This is a genomic window from Mucilaginibacter sp. GW822-FHT03E02 (genome assembly GCF_058801545.1).
This window is the reverse complement of sequence record NZ_JBXANJ010000002.1, coordinates 694,650-715,715: the sequence shown is the minus strand read 5'-3', so window position 1 is coordinate 715,715 and position 21,066 is coordinate 694,650. Positions and strand designations below refer to the sequence as shown.

The 21,066-nt window shown below is 42.4% G+C and carries 24 protein-coding genes and 2 tRNA genes; 14 read left to right on the top strand and 12 right to left on the bottom strand.

Translation table 11 applies throughout. The features are described 5' to 3' along the window. Nucleotides 1–12: 12 nt before the first annotated feature. The 5 genes from AC1RM2_RS29780 (at nt 13) to AC1RM2_RS29760 (ending at nt 3,563) form a co-directional block, all read left to right on the top strand. Nucleotides 13–759 carry a hypothetical protein gene (locus AC1RM2_RS29780; protein WP_492988783.1) on the top strand — a complete coding sequence of 249 codons (747 nt, stop codon included), beginning with the start codon at nt 13–15 and terminating at the stop codon, nt 757–759. Nucleotides 760–1,026: 267 nt separating this feature from the next. Then, nucleotides 1,027–1,293, top strand: coding sequence for a helix-turn-helix domain-containing protein (locus AC1RM2_RS29775; RefSeq protein ID WP_492988782.1), 267 nt, complete (start codon nt 1,027–1,029; stop codon nt 1,291–1,293). Beyond that, nucleotides 1,290–1,607: a hypothetical protein gene (locus AC1RM2_RS29770; RefSeq protein ID WP_492988781.1), complete on the top strand. Its 318-nt coding sequence runs from the start codon at nt 1,290–1,292 to the stop codon at nt 1,605–1,607. The genes AC1RM2_RS29775 and AC1RM2_RS29770 overlap by 4 nt, the downstream gene beginning before the upstream one ends. 389 nt (nt 1,608–1,996) lie before the next feature. Continuing rightward, nucleotides 1,997–2,548 (top strand): BfmA/BtgA family mobilization protein, encoded by a 552-nt coding sequence (locus AC1RM2_RS29765; RefSeq protein WP_492988780.1) that lies wholly within the window; start codon nt 1,997–1,999, stop codon nt 2,546–2,548. A 40-nt stretch (nt 2,549–2,588) separates the two neighbouring features. Then, nucleotides 2,589–3,563 carry a DUF5712 family protein gene (locus tag AC1RM2_RS29760; protein ID WP_492988779.1) on the top strand — a complete coding sequence of 325 codons (975 nt, stop codon included), beginning with the start codon at nt 2,589–2,591 and terminating at the stop codon, nt 3,561–3,563. 377 nt (nt 3,564–3,940) lie between these two features. Here AC1RM2_RS29760 and AC1RM2_RS29755 read toward each other — a convergent pair whose 3' ends face one another. The 11 genes from AC1RM2_RS29755 to AC1RM2_RS29705 all read right to left on the bottom strand — a co-directional run bounded on the left by AC1RM2_RS29755 (nt 3,941) and on the right by AC1RM2_RS29705 (nt 11,181). Further along, the gene (locus tag AC1RM2_RS29755; RefSeq protein ID WP_492988778.1) at nt 3,941–4,636 is read right to left on the bottom strand and encodes a zeta toxin family protein; all 696 of its coding nucleotides are present in this window, start codon (nt 4,634–4,636) and stop codon (nt 3,941–3,943) included. Then, nucleotides 4,636–5,019, bottom strand: a complete 384-nt coding sequence (locus AC1RM2_RS29750; RefSeq protein ID WP_492988777.1) for a hypothetical protein — start codon at nt 5,017–5,019, stop codon at nt 4,636–4,638. Before AC1RM2_RS29750 ends, AC1RM2_RS29755 begins: the two co-directional genes overlap by 1 nt. An 11-nt stretch (nt 5,020–5,030) precedes the next feature. Beyond that, complete coding sequence (locus AC1RM2_RS29745; RefSeq protein ID WP_492988776.1) at nt 5,031–5,543, bottom strand: hypothetical protein; 513 nt, start codon at nt 5,541–5,543, stop codon at nt 5,031–5,033. A gap of 140 nt (nt 5,544–5,683) precedes the next feature. Next, complete coding sequence (locus AC1RM2_RS29740; protein WP_492988775.1) at nt 5,684–6,892, bottom strand: site-specific integrase; 1,209 nt, start codon at nt 6,890–6,892, stop codon at nt 5,684–5,686. Between the two features lie 249 nt (nt 6,893–7,141). Further along, a tRNA-Ser gene (locus AC1RM2_RS29735) sits at nt 7,142–7,228 on the bottom strand. 49 nt (nt 7,229–7,277) lie between these two features. Then, nucleotides 7,278–7,364 (bottom strand) — tRNA-Ser (locus AC1RM2_RS29730). Between the two features lie 99 nt (nt 7,365–7,463). Beyond that, complete coding sequence (locus tag AC1RM2_RS29725) at nt 7,464–8,444, bottom strand: YihY/virulence factor BrkB family protein (protein WP_492988774.1); 981 nt, start codon at nt 8,442–8,444, stop codon at nt 7,464–7,466. A gap of 10 nt (nt 8,445–8,454) precedes the next feature. Beyond that, complete coding sequence (locus AC1RM2_RS29720) at nt 8,455–8,862, bottom strand: acyl-CoA thioesterase (RefSeq protein ID WP_439697830.1); 408 nt, start codon at nt 8,860–8,862, stop codon at nt 8,455–8,457. Then, nucleotides 8,862–9,914 carry an endolytic transglycosylase MltG gene (mltG, locus tag AC1RM2_RS29715; RefSeq protein WP_492988773.1) on the bottom strand — a complete coding sequence of 351 codons (1,053 nt, stop codon included), beginning with the start codon at nt 9,912–9,914 and terminating at the stop codon, nt 8,862–8,864. The genes AC1RM2_RS29720 and mltG overlap by 1 nt, the downstream gene beginning before the upstream one ends. Nucleotides 9,915–10,100: 186 nt before the next feature. Further along, entirely contained in the window at nt 10,101–10,409 is a 309-nt protein-coding gene (locus AC1RM2_RS29710) for a rhodanese-like domain-containing protein (protein ID WP_492988772.1), read from the bottom strand. Further along, a complete protein-coding gene (locus AC1RM2_RS29705) occupies nt 10,390–11,181 on the bottom strand; it encodes a PASTA domain-containing protein (protein ID WP_492988771.1) in 792 nt (263 codons plus the stop codon). The genes AC1RM2_RS29710 and AC1RM2_RS29705 overlap by 20 nt, the downstream gene beginning before the upstream one ends. A 230-nt stretch (nt 11,182–11,411) precedes the next feature. On the opposite strand from AC1RM2_RS29705, the gene AC1RM2_RS29700 reads away from it, so the two are divergent. The 4 genes from AC1RM2_RS29700 to AC1RM2_RS29685 all read left to right on the top strand — a co-directional run bounded on the left by AC1RM2_RS29700 (nt 11,412) and on the right by AC1RM2_RS29685 (nt 14,707). Then, a complete protein-coding gene (locus AC1RM2_RS29700; RefSeq protein ID WP_492988770.1) occupies nt 11,412–12,389 on the top strand; it encodes a D-alanine--D-alanine ligase in 978 nt (325 codons plus the stop codon). Nucleotides 12,390–12,446: 57 nt separating this feature from the next. After that, a complete protein-coding gene (locus AC1RM2_RS29695) occupies nt 12,447–12,851 on the top strand; it encodes a hypothetical protein (protein WP_492988769.1) in 405 nt (134 codons plus the stop codon). Between the two features lie 108 nt (nt 12,852–12,959). Next, nucleotides 12,960–13,595 carry an ABC transporter ATP-binding protein gene (locus tag AC1RM2_RS29690; protein ID WP_492988768.1) on the top strand — a complete coding sequence of 212 codons (636 nt, stop codon included), beginning with the start codon at nt 12,960–12,962 and terminating at the stop codon, nt 13,593–13,595. Further along, the gene (locus AC1RM2_RS29685) at nt 13,595–14,707 is read left to right on the top strand and encodes a hypothetical protein (protein WP_492988767.1); all 1,113 of its coding nucleotides are present in this window, start codon (nt 13,595–13,597) and stop codon (nt 14,705–14,707) included. The genes AC1RM2_RS29690 and AC1RM2_RS29685 overlap by 1 nt, the downstream gene beginning before the upstream one ends. Here AC1RM2_RS29685 and prmC read toward each other — a convergent pair. Further along, the gene (prmC, locus tag AC1RM2_RS29680; protein WP_492988766.1) at nt 14,694–15,674 is read right to left on the bottom strand and encodes a peptide chain release factor N(5)-glutamine methyltransferase; all 981 of its coding nucleotides are present in this window, start codon (nt 15,672–15,674) and stop codon (nt 14,694–14,696) included. The two genes, AC1RM2_RS29685 and prmC, sit on opposite strands and share 14 nt — an antisense overlap. A 33-nt stretch (nt 15,675–15,707) precedes the next feature. On the opposite strand from prmC, the gene ribD reads away from it, so the two are divergent. From ribD to bioB, 5 genes are all read left to right on the top strand, one after another. Then, on the top strand, nt 15,708–16,754 hold the full coding sequence (gene ribD, locus AC1RM2_RS29675) for a bifunctional diaminohydroxyphosphoribosylaminopyrimidine deaminase/5-amino-6-(5-phosphoribosylamino)uracil reductase RibD (RefSeq protein ID WP_492988765.1): 1,047 nt from the start codon (nt 15,708–15,710) through the stop codon (nt 16,752–16,754). Nucleotides 16,755–16,911: 157 nt separating this feature from the next. Then, nucleotides 16,912–17,802, top strand: coding sequence for an EamA/RhaT family transporter (locus AC1RM2_RS29670; RefSeq protein ID WP_492988764.1), 891 nt, complete (start codon nt 16,912–16,914; stop codon nt 17,800–17,802). A gap of 72 nt (nt 17,803–17,874) precedes the next feature. Then, nucleotides 17,875–18,489, top strand: coding sequence for an IMPACT family protein (locus AC1RM2_RS29665; protein ID WP_492988763.1), 615 nt, complete (start codon nt 17,875–17,877; stop codon nt 18,487–18,489). Nucleotides 18,490–18,596: 107 nt separating this feature from the next. Then, nucleotides 18,597–19,952, top strand: a complete 1,356-nt coding sequence (gene mgtE / locus AC1RM2_RS29660; protein ID WP_492988762.1) for a magnesium transporter — start codon at nt 18,597–18,599, stop codon at nt 19,950–19,952. A gap of 57 nt (nt 19,953–20,009) precedes the next feature. Next, nucleotides 20,010–21,011 (top strand): biotin synthase BioB, encoded by a 1,002-nt coding sequence (gene bioB, locus AC1RM2_RS29655; RefSeq protein ID WP_090652680.1) that lies wholly within the window; start codon nt 20,010–20,012, stop codon nt 21,009–21,011. Nucleotides 21,012–21,066 lie beyond the last annotated feature (55 nt).

Below are 21,066 nucleotides of genomic sequence, written 5' to 3'. Positions count from 1 at the left end.
AATTTCATTGTTATGACTTCAGACACTTATTTCAAATTTCGCGGCCGCTTTGAGTTAAATCCTCACCAATATGATATCGGCTGGCTGATATTTACAGACAGAATTTTCGGTTTAAATTTCTTTGTCAATAAGATTTATAAGATCAAAAAAGATGAGTACGCTACGTTTTACAATTACCAGTTAAGTCATTACCTTGAGGGAAACGCCGGACAGGAAGAGGCTTTTTTCGATCATGTTTATGATATTGTAAATACCAGGATTAAATTCTACAAAGGGCTTAAGCCGTCTGCCCGGGGATTGAAATTTACCGCCAAACTGGAAGCGTTTCTGGCATACCTGGAAAGTATTGATCAGTGGCACAAAACACAGCCTTTGGAATTAGTTATCGTTGATAAAAATAAACAGATTGACCAGTTAGAAGCAGAAATCAAAGAACTGGAGAGCCAGGTTAAAGAAGCCGCTAAATATGAAGCTGGCGAAAAGATTGTCATTAGCAAGGATGGCCTGTCGGTGTTCATTGACCTGATTGACCAAATAAGGGATTTGAAGTTGCCGAATGGCAATAAGCTGGTGAACAGCCAAACAGCAAGCCCCTGGTATAAATTGATCGCCAAGAATTTTTTGAACGGCGATAAACCCATAGCCATCGGCACCGCCCAGAATTATTTCCCTGCCGACAAGGATAACCCACCGCCGAAATACACGATCATCGCCGAAAAAGACAAACTCTTCAAAATTATTCAAAAGCCTAAGAAATAGGCTTTTGTCTTTTTATTCGTGACCAAACGCCTCCAATGGTCATTCGTTTTGTTGTTTTAGCCCTCACTTTTGAACCATGGTATTCAGTGGCTGGTATTTTATTTTTCCGCTGAACGGGTTTAATAAAGAAAGGAGGGTATCACCGTGCGAAACTAAACAAGATGTAATAAACAAACATTTGGGGTCACCCTATTAAAGTCCCCAATTAATATAATAGGGCTTGCCCAAATTTGGGCAAGAATTATTCACGATAAAAATATATTGACTATGACAGCAATTGAATTGATCACTAAGGAGGATTTAAGGGAGTTTAAAGGGGAGTTATTGAAGGAGATCAAACAACTGATGCAGCCGGGACAGGGGCAATCTAAGAAATGGCTGAAGAGCGTTGAAGTACGGAAGCTATTGTGCATCTCGCCCGGCACACTTCAAAACCTTCGAATTAATGGAACACTGCGTTTTACCAAAGTAGGCAGTATCATGTACTACAAACTGGAAGACATCAACAAGATCCTGGATGGTGAGGGCAAATGAAGTTGCAGAAGGAAATTGTTAAAGAACTGGCTGGCTATGCCAGCCTGCTTAGGCGCATGGAAAAAGATAACCGGCTGCTGCCAACCCATCTTAGTCTGTTCACAGGCCTGTTTGTTTGCTGGCAGCGGAATGGTTTTGTAAGCCCGTTCTGTGTGACCCGGAAAACGCTCATGGCGTTTTCCAAGGTCGCATCTATTGCAACGTATCACAAGTGTATCAAGGAACTCGATGAATATGGTTACATCCGCTATCAGCCGTCATACCATCCCAAACTTGGCAGCCAGGTTTACTGGCCTGCCGGTTGGCAAGTGTAGCCCGATACTTTATATCGGTATAGCTGTATATCGGGCTATACAGATAACCGCATATCGGAATAACTTATTATTCCGATATATGGATAGACAGATATCCAGCTATATAAATCCGGTGCAGCCAATGGCTGCACCGGTAATGATTTGCTTCGCAAATCAGGAAGAAGAGCGGCGGTCGCTTCGCGAAAGCGGAGGGAGCAAGCGGAAGTTGGGCAGAGCCCTACTTTGCTTGCCCTACGCTTCGCTACGGGGGTTTTACGTATCCTCCGGGGATACTTTAGAGCGTTTTCGCCTATGAAATAAAAGAATACAGGATACTCGGCGGTATCCTGCATATAGGAATAAAGGCATAACTGTATAAACAGCTATGCCGTCAATACTAAAAGGTTAACATGGAAGATATCAATGTGAGATCAGTGAGATACCCGGTTACGGTAGATCAGAAGTTTGAAAAGATCGCCCTTAAGCTGGGCCGGACGAAGCGGCAGGTGTTTATCCAGATGGTCGATTACTTTTATAAAAGCAAGAAAGACCCCCTGGACCTGAATGATGAGTTGTTAAAAAATGCGCTGATGAAGAATCACCAGCAGTACATCGGTTTTATCAAAAGCCAGGAGAATATGCTGCTCATTCCGATAAAAACAGAAATGGACAGGGTATCTGTATCACAAGCCAAGATCATCGAACGCTTTAATACGCAAATTCTCAAGGCGAATACGGATTTGTTAAATAACCAGTATGCCCTGGCGCAAAAGTTAACTGGAATAGATGCGCTGATGGAAACGATTTCGAAAAACCAAAAAAGTAAGGAACATCTCAAAAAACAGTTCCTGTTCATCCTTGACGGCTATATCAAATCAAGGGAAGCTTTTGGTATGATGACATCTGGCCGGGAAAAAGATGAGCTGATCGCTGTTACCAGATCACAGGTCAGTTTACTTTAATCAAATATTTAATTTCCCCTTTAGGGGGTTAGGGGGCAATATGTTTATTAATATAACAGACAACAAAGAAGCGGCGAACAAAGGCAGCAGCGCGGGGCTTGTAAATTACCTGGAAAAAGAAAACCGGATTGATCATAAGCAGGAACCTGAATACTGGTTCAATGGGCAGCAGATCAGGATCGAGCCTTATGAGGTCATGCGTAGTATAGATGGTAATGTCGCCAAGTTGGGTAAAGACGATGCTAAGTTTTTCCTGGTCAATATCAGCCCGAGCCAGAAAGAGGTCAGGTTTTTAAAAGAGCAATATGGGGAAGAGAGTGCTAAAGAACAGATGAAAGGCTTTGCGGTCAGGGTGATGGATGCCTACGCAAAAAACTTTAACCGGGATGGTGTGAACGGTGGTGCAGATCTGTTATGGTTCGCTAAGCTGGAAAACTACCGTTATTACAGCTATAATGACCCGGAAGTAAAACAAGGCATGAAACAGCGGGGCGAACGTAAAGAGGGTGAGCAGATGCATGTGCAGATTATTGTGAGCCGTAAGGATATAACCAATAAGATCAAGCTAAGCCCGATGAATACCTCAAGAGGTAAAAATGCAGCGCATTCTAAAAAGATGGGCCAGTTTGACCGGGTAGTATTCAAACAAAGTGGGGAATCTCTTTTTGACAGCTTGTTTGGATTTGACAGGCAGCTTAAAGATACAATGGCATATGCCAATGTGCAGAAGAACGGCGAGCTATCACAGCGGGAGCAGCTGGGCATGTTAGCTGAAGGCGCTTCACAGAATTATGAAAGCAGGTCGGTGGCTAATGAACTTGCCCGGGGAGTTGCGGATGCCCTGTTTACGACAACGGCCGGGATGCTGTCCGCAGCAGGTAAGACGGCGTCAAGCTTTTTGGAAGTGATGCTGGAACCGATGTATACAGGAGGTGCTAATATTGTCCCAGAAAGCGAAGCCGAGGCAAAGAAAAGACGAAAGAAAAAATACCAGGGCCAACAGGTGTCGCGTTGAACAACGATGCTGATGCTATAAATATTTTTTGATAGAGGAAAGCGGCCTTGCGGTTGCGGCAGGCGGTTTCATTTCACCACGCGCTTCGCTCCGGGTTTCATTCCGCCGCCAGCCTCGCCGCCGCACGTGCAGGAGTGTATTCGTGCCTCATACACACCTGCCTTACCCACCCGCGGGTTATCGGTTAGTCACAGCACCGCAGTCACAAAATTAGCTCACGCAGGAAAACCGTCAAGGGTATATAAACCGGCTATCGCCGGCCCTTGACAGTTTTCCTGCTAACAGCTCCGGTTGTTTAAGCGGTGATATGACTGGGTGTGCGCAGATGAATATGGGGTACATAGTGCATATTCCGGTTTCCCAATTAGCCTCGCAAATTACCGCTTCATGCCACCGCTACCCAATGAACGCCCAAAATTCTGATCCTGTTCGGGTTTTATTATACGTTGTTGCTCTTGCGTTTTCTCCATGGATGTTCCCATTTCTTGAGCGATGCGGTCAACCCATTGCGGTAAATTAAGAGCCTGTTCGACAAGTTTGTCGTCCGCATATTTCAGATATACTGAAATATTTTGTCCCTTTTCCTTAAATGCGGCTTTCATCAAGATAACCTGGTCAAAAGCACGGTAATATTTTTGCATGTTAACTAAAGACTGCTCATAATTGGCTTTGATATTATCTGCCGATACATCATGCCCTCCTTTCGCTACTCTTAAACGTACACGCTCAAAAGACATAGCAATTTCATCCAGGCCAAAGAAAAATAATCTGGTACTGTAGCCCTTAAGCTTAAATTCATTGACTGATTTCATGACATCTTCTGTTCGAAAGTTAGTTTCGAAAGCACAGGTTGCATTTTTGGCTTGCATGGTTTCTTTCCAGTCGGAAAATACATGACCGTTAACTGCGTCATATAGATTGCCACTTTCTAAACCTGGAAATTGCCTTTTAAGCAGCACAAATTCTTTATCGCCATCAAATATAGGGGTACCAGGTGGCACCATATAGGATGACAGCGTGCTTTTACCCGCTCCGTTCGGCCCGGCGAAAACAAAAAGTTCCGGCTGTTCCATTAAAATCTACTGCTGACTATCTGGCTGTCACCTGTGGTGGTATTTACTTTAACCAACTCGCGATGATCGGCATATTCACGTATAACGTGATTGTTATGCTCTTGACTACCAGTAGATTCGTAAAGGTTATAAAGACCCAAATGAGTGTTTTCGGCTTCTACGTTTTGGATTTCAGGACGCAACCGTTCTTCCAGTTCTTTTAAAGAACATTCAAAAACTGGTATGTACGTTAGTTGCTCCATTAGAATTTGTAGTTCTGCTGCCTTTGCTGGGTGCCATTGGCTCACAGGAATAAGAACAGCGGTTGCTTTTTGTTGTTCGTCGTAAACAATATTAAATGTATCCTGACTGACGAAGTCCTTCAAATTTAGTGTTTTATACATGATTTTACAAATTATTGTTTAACAATAGCGTGATGCTGACGCGCTTTTTTGTGCTGAATTGCCCCATGGGGAAACCTCATATTATTGGATTGAGATTGGACAGGCGTTGGTTTACTTATGTTGCCTGGTTGTTCTTTTAGTAACCCTGCCAACGCATTGATCTGTATTTTTAAAGCCAATGCAAATCCGAAAGAAATTGCCGCTGTGATAACCAAGCTGAAATAAACAAGTAGCATTTTCAGTGTTATTTGTCTCGGAGCGGATTTAAGCGCTTTATCAAGTTTGTTCTCCAAACGGTCTATGGCAAGCTCTAATTTGTTATCCGGTTGACTGTTAACCAGCTTATCCAGTTTCACGTCGATCTGTTCAAGTTGTGAAGCATGATCCGGCAAATAAACTTTTGGATAGTTCTTAATGTTCTTCTCCGTGTTGGCTATTCGGTCATTATACGTTTTGCTGTGTTCGGTTGACCTGTCGGTAACTTCCTCCAGTGTATCATTTATATCCTTGTTTTGATGGCTCATTTTCGTTAAGTGCTTAATTCTGTGAGATGCTATCGGCCTAGCGAACAAGATTGAACTTGTTTTTTCCTTTTGTGTTAGTTAGAATGTAGTGAATAACCATGAGGCCGCTTGAGACTTCACGGTTACTGAGTAGGTGGCTTTTAATAAAGCTGCCTTAGTTTTGACATATCCTGGCCGACTTTAAGGTATAGAATCTTTGCATAATGCTGGGTCGTTTTGATATTAGTATGCCCCAGCATTTTACTTACGCTTTCGATAGGTACGCCATTGGAAAGTGTCACTGTTGTTGCAAAGGTGTGCCGTGCAATATGGAAGGTTAACTTTTTAGTAATGGCACAGATGTCGGCGATTTCTTTTAAGTAAGCGTTCATCTTTTGGTTGGTGGATACAGGAAGTGCTTTCCCTGAATTTTCGCAAATCGGAGAATCCCTATATTTATTCAGGATAGCAATTGCCGATGGTAAAAGGGGAATACGCGTGGGTGTAGCTGTTTTCTGCCGTTTCGTATTGATCCATTTCTCACCGTCAGGACCTGGGACGACCTCAAACGCTTTAAGCTTATATACGTCAGCGTAAGATAGTCCAGTATAGCAGCTGAAAAGAAAAATGTCCCTGATCTGTCCTAAACGTTCGGTTACGAATTGTTTAACGGCCATCCGCTGCAACTCTTCATCATTCAAAAACACTCTGTCTACTACTTTTACTTTCGCTTTGTAATTCACAAAAGGATCGCTGTTTAACCAACCGCTTGCAATACAGATACGAACGATTTTTTTAAAGTTTTTAAGGTATTTAACAGCTGAATTATTCCCGCATCTTCTTACGGAGCGAAGGTAGAAATCATAGCTTACTATAAAATCATGATCAATGTCCCGGATGTCGATATCGGCGGCGTTATACTTCCATTTGATAAATTCGGAAGTATGCTTTAAAGAGGTTTGATAACGCTCTAATGTCCCTTTTGCAAAATCGGCACCGATCAAAGCTGCCACCTGCCTATTGTGATCCTTAAATATATCAAGGATCATCCTAACGGATTCCGCTTTACCGGTGAGTTTACTTTTCAGGCGCGCAGCTGTAATGGCTGCTTTTTGCTCCGTAAGGCTTTGATGCGCGTCATACACCATAGCTTGTAACTGGTCAAGGTAAGCGTTAAAGGTTCTGGAAGCTTCCTTGGTTCCTTTTAACCGTCCCGCCTTGCTATTCCATTGCAAAGGATCGCAACTTCGTGCTGTGGTAGTTTCGGACCGTTTACCGGCAACGGTAATACGAAGATAGATCGGCACGGGGCCGTCTGTGTAGTTTTTTGGTTTCTTCAAATAGAAGAGTAAGCTGAAATTAGTTTTCATGTTAAATAACATTAAAAAGTGAAACAAAACTAAGCTTGCAGCTGATCATAATCAAGATGTTTGAATATTGAACATCTTGATAGTTAAAAAGATATGACTAATTCGGTGAGTTTAAATATCTCAAAATTTACTCACCTCATTACGCACTGTTTTTATGCGATTCGGTGGATATTTTGAATATTGATATAAAAACAAAAGCCCGCAATCATATGATTTGCAGGCTTTTAGATAATTTGATATCAAATTCAGCGGAGAGGGAGGGATTCAAACCCCCGGTACCTGTAACAGTACACCTGATTTCGAATCAGGCACATTCGATCACTCTGACACCTCTCCGGAGTTATAAAAGCAAAAATCCCGCTTGGGCGGGACTGCTTTTATTAAGCGGAGAGCTAGGGATTCGAACCCCAGGAACCTTTCACAGTTCAACAGTTTTCAAGACTGCCGCAATCGACCACTCTGCCAGCTCTCCGGGGACAAAAGTACAAATCCGGGGCGAATTGGCAAGCCGGGATAACGATTTTTTTTTAATTTCTTAATATATGGAATTAAGCATTTGATTGTCAATAGCTTAATTTTGAAAATCGTCTATTTTTTTCTGCCGGAAGCTGTTGTAACGGGGTTTTACTACCCGTAAACTTCGTTTTGAAAGCTCTACGGACGCGTTTAATTCGAATCCGATGAGCAAAATTAACGAGTTTATGTACATCCAAAGCATCGCGACTATCACAGTTCCTAATGATCCGTACACCTTATTGTATGATGCAAAATTGTTAATATAGTAAGAAAAACCCAACGAGGTTAATACAGCCAGACCAGTGGCTAAAACGGAACCCGGGTTTATAAACTTCCAGCGTTTCTTATGGGCAGGGGCGTAGCGATAAAGGCATGCTATGGTAACAAAAAATATAACGATGATCATTATCCAGCGGAATAACATGATTGGATAGATCCAGAAATGACTCTCACTGTCTACACGTGATCGTATCCAACTTATAACTGCCTGCCCGGCTATCATGATAGCTATGGAAATTAAAAAAGCCATGGAGATAGCCATGGTGATGCCAAGGGCTACAATGCGTCTTTTTAGCCAGCGTCGTCTATCTGTAATTAGCGATGCCTTGTTAAATGCCTTCATTAAATTGATAACGCCATTTGTGGCAAAATAAATAGTCAGCAAAAAACCAAAAGAAAGCAATTTGCCATTCTGGTTCTTGATGATATCTATAATAGTCTCCCTAAAGGCCAGATACGCCTCAGTGGGCATTATCGATGCCAATACACTTAGCAAATTGCCCTGGAAATGATTTATTGGGATATAAGGTATTAATGTGCATAAAAAGATGGTTGCCGGAAAAATAGCCATCATAAAACTATAGGCAAGCGAATATGCCCTGTTTATGAGCGAACTTTTAGAGATTTCTTTAATAAAAAAATCAATAACAGTATACAACGGCAGCGGACGAAAACCTGGCAAAATGATATATTTTGTCCACTCTATAGTATACTGATAAAATTTAAAGCGCAGCAAAAAGTGGTGAAGCCATCTCATCTAACCAAATTTACTCAAAAAAAGGCAATAATTTATCTATAAAATCCTGCGGCGGCAGGCAGGGACGGTTTGTTTTCATGTTGATGAAAACCAGTAAAGTTTCGCCGGTATTAATCAACTCTCCTTTTTCATTACTTAGGTCGTACCGGAAATGGATACGGATGCCGGGCATTTTATCCATAATCACTTTTACGCTTATTTCCTCATCGTACAAAGCCGGCTTCAAGTACTTGCATTTAAGCTCCAGCACAGGCATCATAATGCCCGATTGCTCCATGCCGCTATAAGTTAATCCAAGGCTGCGCAGCATTTCTACGCGTCCAACCTCATAAAATTCGGCATAATTGCCGTAGTACATATAACCCATTTGGTCGGTTTCGCCGTACCGCACCCGTATTTTGGTGGTATGCTCAAACATTACCTTTTGATGTTGCGTTCGTTAAGCGCTTTCTGAAAAGCATGGGCATTCACCAAATGATCGGCCATGTTGTTGGCGAAGGCATGATAGCCCGAAAAATCGGCTTTGGCACACATGTATATATAATCGTTATTTTGATGGTCAAGCACGGCGTTGACAGCATTAACCGATGGCATCATGATAGGGCCAGGGGGCAAACCTGTATGCAGGTAGGTGTTATAAGGCGAATTGTACGACAGGTACCTGTTTAATACCCTTTTAATGGTAAAATCATTTAAAGCGAATATCACGGTTGGATCTGCCTCCAGTTTCATGCCCTTTTTAAGGCGATTAAGGTATAAACCTGCAATAACCGGCATCTCATCGTCATGTAAAGCCTCGGCATCAACTATTGATGCTAACACAGATACCTCCTGTTGCGACAGGTTAAGGGCGGTAGCTTTCTGCTTACGCTCCGGTGTCCAGAACTTTTCGTAGTTGGCATACATCTTTTTAAAGAATTTATCGGGCGATGTATTCCAGTACATTTGGTAGGAGTTGGGCATAAACATGGTATACACATTATCGGTAGTAAAACCATATTTGGCCACGTAGCTTGATGAATCCAGCAGGTTGATGATGGATGCAGAATCTGGTTCGATTTTTTTAGACACAAAACCTGCAAATTGTTCCTTTTGCCTTAAACCATGAAACTCCAGTTGTACAGGCTCCTGTGTGCCGGATGCCAGCATGTTGATGAACTTACGGTTGCTCATGCCTTCGTGCAGGTGGTACCTTCCTGGTTTAACCCGGTGTGTATAGTTCATGTTAACAGCCGCCCAGTTAAAGGTAACAGTATCTTTAACCATACCTTCATTCTGTACGGTTTTAATTACGTCGGCATAGGTTGCGCCGGTATGTATATATAAGTACTCCTGTTTGGCGGTTACATTGGGGCCAAAATATTTATAGTAATAGTTTACACCAACGCCTGCCAGTATGATAATAATCACAATTACAAATGCGATAATAAATTTTTTTAATGGTCCTGATTTTGACTTTTTCTCAGTCATGATAAATTAGCTATAAATGGTAATTATTTAGTTTTTATCACACTAATTTCACTAATGTTGTCAAATTAAATGAATTAGAAAATTAAGGTGATAATTTATTTGATTTTTAAGGGGCAGATTATAACCCATCAGATCTGTATTTTTTTCATTAATTCAATTCGTGCAATTCGCTTTAATTAGTGTCAATTAGTGTTTGATTTTTTGAATGGCAATCAATCCGCCCGTTAAGTTTTTAACGTTGTGATAACCGTTTTGCAGTAATAGTGTTTGAGCGGTTTCGCTGCGTAAGCCAACTTTGCAGATAACGATTAATTCATCGGTTTTGTTGTAACCCAGGTTATTTAGCTTACCTGCAAGAGCGCCCAGCGGAATATTAATCCCACCGATGTTATAGGTGAGATATTCAATAGGTTCGCGTACATCTATTAAATGGAGCTGTTCGCCCTGGTTTATCCGGGCAAGTAATTCGGCTGCATTAATTTGTTGGGGCTGCATTTGTTTTTGCACCTTGTGAAACAGTAATGTTCATGCGTGTACCTATGCTGGTTTTACTCAACGAGTCGGTTCTCATGGGGTATTGCGCGGTTACAACCACATTGGTCGAGTCGGTGATGGACCCCTGGTAAGTTATTGTGCCCATTGTTAATCCTGCGCCTTTAATGGCAAAACGTGCCGCATCCAAATCAAGGTTAATCAGTTCGGGTATGGCTACCTCGCTTGCTCCTGCGCCATCGCCCAAAACCAGGTCTACTTTCGATCCTTTAGGCAGCTTATAGCCCGTTTTAATAATTACGCCACCAAAGCGCACTTCCAGTATACGGTCGCGGGCAATATCCGACCGGTATGTGGTATCGCCAATTTTTAAGCCATAGTTGGATAGGGTAGCCGTTGCTTCGCGGTAACTGGCCTGTTCCAGGTCGGGCAGGGCCACCGGCGGTGCCTGTAATGTAACCATGGTTAAATAAATAACGCGGCCTTCTTTCACATTGGTTCCGGCGTCGGGGTCCTGTTCTACAATGGTTCCCGGCTCAACATCCTCAACATAAACCGAATCTATTTTATAGCCAAAGCCCTGCTCTTTTAATAATGACATAGCGCGATCAATTTTCTCGCCTTTAAGCTTTGGTACAGGTATCCCGGAGCCATGGTTAGTGTAATATCCCAGGCTGTAAAAGGCAATTAAAACAACTACAACTACTGTAACAATTGCACCTAAAAGGTTATAACGGAATGATTTTGTTTTTAAATAAAGACCAAATTTGCTCATTGGTATGCGTAGGGATAATTACCGTCAAATAAGTATCAAACATAGTGATAATTTTGGATTTGAGAGTCGGAAAGTCAGAAAAGTCCGAAAGTCGGGAAGCCGGAGTTTGTTGCAACGATGCGCATTTTAGTCGTTGACAAAGACTAATTAAATTACAGACGCATCATATAATTATTAAATTTGAGCCTTACTTCCGGACTTTACCGACTTCCGGACTTTCTGACTCAAATATGAAAAACATAGCCCTTTTGGCCGGTGGTTTTACCGGTGAGTATGAAGTATCTGTAAACAGCGCCAAAAATATTGCCGCCAGCCTTGATGCCTCAAAATATAAAGTTTATACCATTTATGTAAACCGCGACCGATGGATTCATGAAGCCGGCCACGGTGTGGTTGATGTTGATAAAAACGATTTCAGCATTACCCTGGATGGCGGGAAAATTAAATTTGATTTTGCTTTTATTACAATACACGGCACTCCCGGCGAAGACGGCAAAATACAAGGATACCTGGATATGCTGGGCATACCATATAACACGTGTGATGCCACCACATCGGCTATTACCATGAACAAGGCTTACACTAAAACCATTGTAAATGGCATACATGGCCTGCATACCGCACATTCTATGCGCCTGTTTGAAAAGGATATGCATGACGTGGCTATTATAGCGGCTACGCTTAAGTTTCCGTTGTTTATTAAACCTAACAACGGTGGCAGCAGCGTAGGCATGAGCAAGGTTTATAATGTCGCCGGCTTGCCCGATGCGCTTAAAAAGGCTTTCCACGAAGATGAGCAGATCCTGGTAGAGGAATTTATTAAAGGCCGTGAGTTTAGCATAGGTATAGCCCGGCTAAACGGGAAAATTACCGTACTGCCCGCAACAGAAATATTAACCACTAAAGATTTTTTTGATTACGAAGCCAAATACACATCTGGCGTAACCAAAGAGGTAACCCCGGCTGATTTGCCGCCCGCGCAGGTTGAACTGATAGCCGATATTGTAACCGAAGTTTATATCCGCCTTAATTGCAAAGGCATGGTAAGGGTTGATTTTATTTTGCTGGAAGGAACCAACGACTTCTATTTTATCGAAATAAATACCACGCCAGGCCAGTCGGCAGCCAGCCTTATCCCGCAACAGGTAAGAGCAGCAGGTATGGATCTGGGTAAGTTTTATGGAATGCTGATAAATGAAGTTCTTTAACTATTAAATAACTAAGCGTTCTTTTATTTCAATTATTTTATAGCACCGGACACAATTATGAATAGACTTTTCCTATTAGCAGTTACTATGATTTTTTTTGCCAGTTGCAGTAGTTTTCCGGTTTCCAATGAACAGAAAGCTCATGAGCTTGTTGAAGAATACATGAAACATAACTTAAATGATCCTGATTCGTATGAATCAGTAGATTATACTCAATTGGATTCTCTATTTATAAATCCTGGCGTTAAAAAGATGGCCGATGAGTTACTTGAAATCTCTAACGATCATGACCAATACAATAAAATAATTAGAGCTGAAAAACATAAGTTTTCAGGTTTTAGCCTTATTCACACTTTTAGGGTAAAAAACGGAACTGGCGGTATCGAAACTTACACGTGGCAATTCAATTTCAATAGTACATTGGAAAATATTTATAATATTGAAAAATCGGGTTACCATTAATTTGTAGTTTAAGTGATTAGGGGATCATGATCACAAAAAAAGATGCATCACATGCGTCTTTTTTATTGAGCATGTAACAAAGCCGACCTTTTTTCCATCAAACCAACAATGCTGCAATTCATAAAATTCAAGAAACTCTACGGTGGTTTCCCGGCGCTTAAAATAGATGGGCTTACCATCAACTCCGGCGTTTACTGGATAAAAGGAGTTAACGGATCCGGTAAAAGCACACTGCTAAAGTCCATCGCTGGTATTTTATCTTTTGATGGTGATATTTTGTTGGATAACGCCATCAGCATAAAAAAACAACCGGTAGCTTACCGCAAACTGGTAAACTTTGCCGAAGCTGAGCCCGTTTTCCCCGAATTTTTAACCGGCACAGAAATGATTGCCCTTTTTGCGCAGGCAAAAGATGCCCCGGCAGGGCAGGAGCAGCATTATATAGATACCATGCAGATGCAAAGCTACATTGGCCAACCCGTGGGGACTTACTCCAGCGGTATGCTCAAAAAATTGTCGCTGGTGTTGGCGTTCCTGGGCAATCCTAAACTGATCTTGTTAGACGAGCCGCTTATTACCATTGATACCGCATCCTTGAAAATCTTAAACAACTGGATTGCCAAACGGCATCTTCAGCAAGGTACCAGCTTCCTGCTTTCATCACACCAAACGCTTGAACTTGATGAGTTGCCCAAAGCGGGAGAGTTACTGGTTGAAGAGCAAACCTTAAAGTTCATAGCGTAATGAAGCAGCCGCTAACCAATGTGCTGGTAAAGGTATTTGCTTTTGGTTTCTACCAGGTGCACGCGCCCATATTGTTTTTTACATTTTTTATATTAGTTGGCTGTGTGCCCGGCAATATGCTCATCAGCTATCATGAATCGTTAATGTTAGCTATGTGCAGCAGCCCTGTTATGCTCCTGGTGGTTATTGGCGGCTGGCTGTTATACGTTTTCAAAAGCTGGCATTACGTTTCTGTACAATTGCTTGCACCCGAAAAGCAGTTTTTGTTTTACAGCAGCAACGCGCTAAGTCGCAACCATCAATTAAAAAGCTGGGCCTGTACACAAGCAATCATTTTAAGCCCTATTATCATTTACGCTGTAATGGCTGTTTGCGTAGGTGTGGCGCATCACTACTATCTGTTGCCTGCGGTGATGGTTTTGTTTTTAGCGGCCATAGTTTGGTGTAGCACGCTGATATATACACGGATATTAAACCGGCTGGTTGACGGCAGCAGCCAATCCTTTTTGTTAAAGCTGAGCAGCAAGTGGCGTAAGCCCTACTTCAGCCTTTATATCTATCATGTTTTTGATAAGCTGAAAGTGCAGTGCTTTGTTACCAAAGCATTGTCGTGGTTAATTATAACCGGTGTTTTTTATTTATTTGCCGATGTGAAGAATGATTCACGGCTGGCGGGTATAGCCATCCTGGCCGTGATAACTGCCCACGTGGTATTGATATTTGAGACGCACAGATTTGAAGAAACGAGGCTAAGTTTTTCGCGTAACCTGCCCTATAGCAGGTTCAGGCTGTTCCTGAATTTTGCGGGTGTTTATTTCTTTATGCTGATACCCGAAAGCGTTTGGCTTTTTAGCCGGTTTAGCCCTTTGATGGCTGTGGAATTATTACTGGCAGGGCTAAGTACAGCCATGCTTTTCCATTGCCTGCTTTACTGGTTTGGCTTAAACATGGATAAATATATTCAATGGATACTGGCCTTATTTATTGTGTTGTTTTGGGTAATTATGTTTCACCTGCTTTGGATATTGATACCGCTTAACCTGGTTGTGGCCTACCTGTTTTTTTACTTTAATTACTACAATTACCAGGGCATGGTAGTTAAGGATAAGTAACATGCCATCTGCAACCAATCATCCTGTCGCGGCCGCTCATGTCTTGTCGCAACTCAATATCGGTAAAATGTTTGTCGCTTAATAATTCAACGGTTTCATTACCTAAACTCTCATTAATCTCAAAAAATAAATATCCCCCGGCGGTTAAGTTACCCGAAGCAAAATCTGCAATAGCCCTGTAAAACAACAGCGGATCATCCTGGGGTACAAACAACGCAGTATGGGGCTCAAAATCGGTTACGTTGGTGTGCATTTGTTTTTTGTCATCCAGCGTTACGTAGGGTGGGTTACTAACGATAATTTGGTGGGTGGTGAGCGGTGGCGAGTGGTGAGTAGTGAGTGGTGAGTGGTGAGTGGTTGCCGCGTCTAAAATATCGGTCTGGATAAATTGCACATGAACATCATTTAAGTCAGCATTTTCTTTGGCGGTCTGCAACGCACCTTCAGATATATCAATTGCCGACACCTGTGCCTGTGGTAAATTCTTTTTCAGGCTGATAGCAATACAGCCGCTCCCCGTACCAATATCCAATATACTACCTGCAAACTGCCCATTGCCAATTGCCGACTGGGAACTGCCATCTGCAAACTGCCCACTGCCCACTGCCCACTGAGAACTGCCCACTGAGAACTGCCCACTGCAAACTGCCAATATCCACTCTACCAGTTCTTCTGTTTCCGGGCGGGGGATAAGCACATTGGGATTTACTTTAAACGGTAGTCCATAAAACTCGGTAACTCCTAAAATATATTGAATGGGTTTGCCCGTTTTCAATTCGGTCACAATGCTCTTTAGTTTTTGGGCTTGTTCATCGTTTAGCTCCCGTTCCGGGAACGCTTTAATAGATGCTTTTGATAGGCCGGTTACCTGGCTGATAGTTAATAAAGTAAGGGCCTCCACCTCGTTAGCATCATATACTTTGTTCAGCTGTTTGTAATCTTCAAAAACATCCTTAATGGTAATCATGCAACAAAGTAACATAAAAGCTACTTTTGCAGCATGGTTCAACATGAAAAATTTATGCAGCGTTGCCTTGAGCTTGCCGGGCTTGGCGCGGGGCAAGTGAGCCCGAACCCAATGGTAGGCGCGGTAGTTGTTCATGAAGGCAAAATAATAGGCGAGGGCTATCATCAAAAGTATGGCGAAGCCCATGCGGAAGTAAACGCGATTACGCAGGTATTAACTAAGTTTGATAATGCCGCCGAACTGCTTAAACAAGCAATCATATACGTTTCATTAGAACCATGCGCGCATTATGGTAAAACACCACCCTGTGCCGATTTGATCATCAAGCATCAAATTCCGCTGGTTGTAGTTGGCACCCGCGATCCCTTTGCCCAGGTTGATGGCAAAGGCATCGAAAAATTGAAAGCTGCCGGTATTGAAGTGATAACCGGCGTGTTGGAAAAAGAATGCCAATGGCTTAACCGCAGGTTTTTTACCAAAGTACAAAAGCACCGGCCATACATTATTTTAAAATGGGCGCAAACCAATGACGGATTTTTTGCGCCGGATGATGGTAGCCAGCTTTGGATAACCGGCACCCAATCGCGTAAACTGGTACACAAATGGCGTAGCGAGGAGGATGCTATTTTGGTTGGAAAAAACACCGTTGCTATTGATAACCCACAATTAAACGTACGGTATTGGGAGGGGAGACCGCCCAAACGGGTGGTGATAGACAGGAGGCTGGAACTCAGTAAGGGGGCCAACGTATTTGATCAATCTGTTGAAACACTGATTTTTAATGAAATAGAATTTAATTCCGAAGGAAAAAACAAGTATATTGCATTAGAGGATTTTGACCGCTATGTGCCTCAATACATTTTGTACCAATTATATTTACAAGACATTCAATCAGTGATCATTGAAGGAGGTACGTATACCCTGCAGGTGTTTATTGATGCCGGGCTTTGGGATGAGGCCCGCATTTTTACCGGGAAAACTGTTTTATCAAAAGGGATAAAATCACCACAAATAACAGGTATACTTGCCGGGGAATCATTTATAGAAGAAGACCGTTTACAAACGTTATACAACCAATAAGAATTAAAAATAAGAGTCAAGAATCAAAAGTCAAGAATCAAGACAGAAGAAAATATGGGTGGTTAATAATCAGATTATTGCATCATATTAACATAACATCCGACAAAAAGTCTTAATTCTTGATTCTTAACTCTTGATTCTTCCACCACCACCAATTATGCTATTTGTTTTTTTAAGTATCTGTTGTAGTGTTATTGTGTCGGTTATGCTTAAGCTGGCCAAAAGGTACCACATTGATGTTTACCAGGCGGTAACCTGGAATTATTCGACGGCTATTCTGCTTACCTGGTTTTTTTACAGGCCTTCACTTGCAGGCCTGCAAAATACACCTGTATTTAATTACCTGGCACTTGGAATTTTATTTCCCTCTGTGTTTTTGGCTATGGCTGCATCGGTGCGCAGGGCTGGTATTGTACGTACAGATGTTGCGCAGCGTTTATCTCTGTTTATTCCTATTATAGCTGCATTTTTGATATTTGGCGAGGCTTCAAATACAATAAAGATCATTGGTATCGCACTGGCTTTTATTGCCATATTTTGTTCAATTCCATGGCAAAAAACAACAGGCAGGCCTAATCATAAAAATACTGAAAAAGGTTCGTGGATCTATCTGCTTATTGTTTTCCTGGGGTTTGGAATTATAGATGTATTGCTGAAGCAGATCACCAAGGTTAACAACGTGCCTTTTACTACAGCCATTTTTATTGTCTTTATTCTTGCGTTTACGTTGTCGTTTATCGGCTTGTTATACCAGGTATTCACAAAAAAAATGCGCTTCTCATGGCCGCATATCCTCATTGGCTGGGTATTGGGTTTGTTTAATTTTGGTAATATTCTTTTTTATCTGAAGGCGCACAAAGCATTGGCAAATAATCCCTCATCGGTGTTTTCGTCTATGAACATTGGGGTTATTGTAGTAGGGGCCCTGGTGGGTATGCTGATATTTAAGGAAAAATTAAGCACCCTTAATAAAATAGGATTATTGGTAGCGATATTGGCTATTGTGATTATTTATTTCCCCCAAACATTAGGCTTTTTGCATTTGTAATTTAATATTGTACTCATGAATGGCTTTTCAAGGCTTTCCGCTTTTAAGCCTTCAGTTTTTAGCTCCTAAATAATGCTTTTTGACGATACCTATCAAACCATCGAAAAACCAACCGAAAGTATATTCCGTGATAGGGGCAGCAAGTTTCTGGGTTTTGCTTATCCTATCAGCTCCGATAATGATATCAAAGGTATCGTAGCCAAATTAAAAGCCGAACACCCTAAAGCCAATCACCATTGCTGGGCCATGCGCCTCGGTACCGATAGATCTGTTTACCGGGTGAATGACGACGGAGAACCATCGGGCACTGCCGGCCGGCCAATATTAAATATCCTGTTATCAAAAGATGTTACCAATATCCTGGTGGTTGTGGTGCGGTATTTTGGTGGTACACTGCTTGGTGTACCAGGGTTAATTAACGCTTACAAGGTAGCTACAGAAGAAGCCTTGAAGCTGGCTGTTATCATTCAAAAAACAGTGAATGATATTTACACCATTAAGTTTGATTACCTGCAGATGAATGATGTGATGCGGATTATTAAAGATGAAAATTTGCCGGTGCTTGAACAGCAGTTTGATAATGATTGCAGCATGCAGCTGTCTATCCGCAAAATGCAGGTGGAGCAGGTTTTGGGTAAATTGGGAAAGGTAAGCGGGGTAAAAGTGAGGTATGATTATAGTTTGTAAGGCCTGACGTATTTATGAAACAAGCATCACTTTCAGCTTAATGTTAACCTCGATTTAACCCCATTTTAATTGCTGAATTGCGGCATAAATGTTTATTTTCGTCGGATATGCAATCTTTTGACTTAGATAAAACCGATCTCCTCCGCATCAAAACGGCCCTTGAGGCCGATGATGCTGAATTAGAGAAAGTTCTGAAGGAATATCACGCCTCGGAGATTGCTTTATTGTTTGAACAGCTTGAGCAGGAGGATAAGGAAAGGATCATCAATATCCTGCCGACTGACGTTGCATCTGAAGTTTTATCCGAAATGGATGAGGAGCACAGCCCCGGCGAGCTGCTCCTGAACCTCCACCCTGAAAAAAGAAGCGAGATAGTTGAAGAGCTGGATTATGACGATGCAACCGACATCATATCCCAGCTTGATGAAGATGAGCAGCAGGAAATATTAGAAGATATTGATGCCGATGATGCCAGCAGCATCCGCGCGCTTTTGAACTATGCCGAAGATACTGCCGGCGGTTTGATGAACTCCGAACTCATCAAAGTAAACATCAGGCTGGATAAAAAAGAGGCACTGGACGAGATCATTCGCCAATCGGAAGAGATGGAGGAGTTTTACACCATTTACGTGGTTGACGATGCCGATACCTTGCAAGGCATCCTCTCGATAAAAGATGTTATAAAAGCCCATGCGGATGCCAAAGTGAGCGACCTGGTAAAACGCGACCCTGTATATGTAAGGGCCGAGCTTGACCAGGAAGAGGTTGCCCGCCTGATATCGCAATACAATTTAACAACCATCCCGGTTGTTGATGACCATATGAAGCTGCTTGGCCGGGTTACCGTTGATGATATCATCGACGTAATGGAGCAGGAAAATACGGAAGATATATTAAAGATTTCGGGTGTATCTGAAGACGAGGAATTGAGCGGTAACTGGAAAGATGCCGTAAAAAGTCGTTTGCCATGGCTGGTTATTAACCTGGCCACTGCTTACCTGGCCGCATCGGTGATCAGGCACTTTGATGATACCGTTTCCCAGGTGAAAGGCATAGCCGCTTACATGACCATTATAGCAGGTATGGGCGGCAATGCAGCCACGCAGGCCCTTGCGGTAACAGTCAGGCGTATATCGTTAAGTAACCTTACCGATAGCCAGGCATATAATACAGTATTAAAAGAATTTTTAGTAGGCATGCTTAACGGGGCCGCCAACGGACTGGTTGTTTTTTGCATTGCACTGTTTTATGATGCCAACCCTATGCTTGGCCTGGTTTTGTTTTTAGCCATGACAGGTAACCTCATCATCGCGGGTATTACCGGTGCATCTATACCACTGGTATTAAAAAGGGTAGGGATAGATCCGGCGGTGGCATCGTCTATCATTATTACCACCTTTACCGATTGCGCCGGATTTTTATTGCCTTTATATCTGGCTACCAAGCTGTTGTTGAAGCATTGAGCGTAACTGGCGTTTTATGCGATATTATTATAAATTTGAACCATCAAAATTTGAGATATGACTGAAGTAAGATACGACTGGACAAAAGAAGAAATAGCTGAAATATACCATACCCCATTACTCGACCTGGTTTACCGCGCGGCAACCGTACACCGCGAAAATAAGGATTACGCCGAAGTACAGATCAGTTCGCTGATTTCTATTAAAACCGGCGGCTGTTCTGAAGATTGCGCTTACTGCCCACAGGCTGCCCGTTATAATACCGGGGTAGATGTACATGCCATGATGCCTAAAGATGAAGTTATAGCTGCTGCCGAAAAAGCAAAAGCTGGTGGTGCATCACGTTTATGCATGGGGGCGGCCTGGCGCGAAGTGCGTGATAACCGCGATTTTGATAAAGTGATTGATATGGTAAAGGCTGTTAATAGCCTTGATATGGAAGTATGCTGTACACTGGGTATGCTTACCGAGAGCCAGGCGCAACGATTGGCAGATGCGGGCCTGTATGCCTATAACCATAATCTGGATACATCTGAAGAAGATTATAAACGTATTATCACCACCCGTACTTATGACGACAGGTTAAATACTCTTAAAAACGTTCGTAAAGCAAAAATTACAGTTTGCAGCGGTGGTATAGTTGGTTTAGGCGAAACTGTTGAAGACAGAATCTCGATGCTGAAAACATTGTCAAACCTGCCCAAACACCCCGAATCGGTGCCTATCAATGCTTTGGTGCCCATAGCCGGTACACCACTGGCCGATCAGCCCCGCGTACCTATCTGGGATATGGTAAGGATGATAGCTACCGCCCGTATTATTATGCCACGTTCGGTTGTCCGTCTATCTGCCGGCCGTACCGAAATGAGTACTGTTGAGCAAGCCTTTTGTTTTATGGCAGGTGCCAGTTCTATTTTTGCAGGCGAAAAGCTTTTAACTACACCAAACCCATCCTTTGATACCGATATGGCTATGTTTGAGTTGCTTGGCCTTACACCACGCAAAGCCTTCAAAAACGGCCGCCCAAATGAAGTTAAAGAAATGGAAGCAGCAGGGTAATTAACTTTATATTATAGAACACAAAAGGCGCAGGTACTGCGCTTTTTGTGTTTTA